This window comes from Vibrio sp. V03_P4A6T147 (assembly GCF_002241085.1).
GTDB classification, from domain to species: Bacteria; Pseudomonadota; Gammaproteobacteria; order Enterobacterales; family Vibrionaceae; genus Vibrio; species Vibrio anguillarum.
The window spans coordinates 1-2,027 of the sequence record NZ_NDIO01000402.1 but is presented as its reverse complement, the minus strand read 5'-3'; the positions used below and the strand labels follow the sequence as shown (position 1 = coordinate 2,027).

The 2,027-nt window shown below is 43.2% G+C and carries 1 protein-coding gene; it reads right to left on the bottom strand.

The window, feature by feature from the left end:
* The coding region (locus tag B9J84_RS15260; RefSeq protein WP_094124497.1) for a collagenase at positions 1-1,853 on the bottom strand (1,853 nt) is incomplete at its 3' end.
* Positions 1,854-2,027 lie beyond the last annotated feature (174 nt).

The window sequence follows — 2,027 nt, the reverse complement described above, 5'->3', positions numbered from 1 at the left end:
TTATCTGGAACATCAATATAATAGAGTTGTTCACTGTACTGCTCACCCGACAAGGTAACACTTTGCCCTAACACTAAATGATTCATCGTGTCTTCTGGTTGAATTGGCGGCACAGTCGGATCTTCTGGATTACCACTGTCCGTTGTCAAAGTGTCTAACCAAGTTGAAAATTCGCTGTCTAGGCTTTTGCCGATCCATTTCACTTGCTCAGCCCATGCTTTGAAATCGCCACTACGTGATAGCGCTAGCAGTTGATCCACTTCATTGGGATGGTTTTCCAGCATAAAACGAACCGCTAAATAGCCCCAGCGATAAATTTGATTGGTGTCATTTTGATAAGTAGTGGCTAGCACTTGCGTGAGGCTCAGTTTTTTCTCAGCAATTAAGTCTACCGCCGCTTGGTAGCCTTTTTTATAGTGCATGTATTCAGCGAAGCCTTCCAACCACCACACGATATGGCCTTCACTTAAATTGAGAGAAAATGAACCGTATTGATTGTAGCGTCCGTCCAAATAATGCACATATTCATGCTCTAAATTGAGAATAGACAACGCCTCATCCTGCGCATATCGGTAAGCGACAAAGCGCGCTGTGTTGTTGGCATCAGCCGGGTTGCCTTCAAGGTATTGCCCGCCGTTGTTGGTAGTATTGCCAAACAAGAAGTTGGAATAACTGACATAACTTTCGTTGCTATCAAATACCACCACTTCCACTTGTTGATTAAGATCATCGGCCACGGGCGTGAAACCCGTGTTGGCAACGGTATGAAAATCCGCTTCTTTCTCATTCAAAATGCCACACGCTTGCTCTGCTTGCTGAGGTGTTAAGCCTTGCGAGCGGATAATAGCAGGCCCATCACATTGATGGCGATTTGGCATGATACGCTGTTCAAGTTGCTGCTTAGCTTGCGTTAAATTAAGCGCTTCCAATGTCTCTGCCGCATAGTAAGAAAGCATTTCAACCGCAGCAATCCAGAGTTTATCGCTACGTCCACCCAGCGGGTAACGCTCCAATACTTTTTCTAAAATCGCAATGACTCGAGTTTTGGTGTTTGGGTAAGGGCTAACCAGTAAGCGCCCCGTTTCACGCACCGCATTGTACAAAATGAAATCGGCATTGGTTCCTAACGCCCAATCATGCTCAGTGGCAAAACGATACAGTGTCTCCAAATATTCTGGATGGGCTTCAATGTCTTGATAAAAATCATCACGCGAAGCATGGCCGCTCATGGATCGAAATAAGTTATTTAAACCATCAACAAACTGCACATCTTGCGCCGTTTGTGGGTTAAAGGCGTCCAATAGCACGATGAAATTCGCCATCGTTGAAGGTAGGCGTTTCACGTTATCGACCATTAACGTTAAGCTCGACATGGCCGCCACTTGTTCACGACCTAAGCTCAAACTATAAGGCGATAACATAAACTGGTTGATCGTATCCGCAATCGCATTACTCAATTGATCCGAATAATCGCCAAACTCTTGCTTTACACCATAGCGCACATAATAAGCGGCACGGATAAACTCCCCCAAATTAGCAATAGATTTGGCTTGCGCTTCTGTTCCTTGATATTGCGAAACCTCTAACGCCAGCGCTCGGTTAATACTGTCTATACTATTTTCACTGTATAGACCCAAGATGGCTTTACTATCGGTATAAAACCACGAGTTATAACAGGCTGGTTGTGCATTTTTAATCGCTAAAATTGGCTCTTGTGCTTGTGTGATATCGCTAAACTGGCAGACATCTGATGCATAAGAAAAAGACGGTAATCCTGCTAACGATAATGCCAATAATAAAGCGTTAGGTTTGAGACGAGGGGAATGAATAGATGGAACAGGCGCAATACGCATAGTAACGACTCTCTATAGATCATAGAAATAAATGAGTCGCGGTTTATATCAGAATCACATTAATAAAATGAAACTTGGCGCATAAAAACCAAGATCTTACTTCAAAAAAGAATTGCTCTCATGAGAGAGCAATCGATTAACCAATAGATCTTATATATCAATACATTACTAATT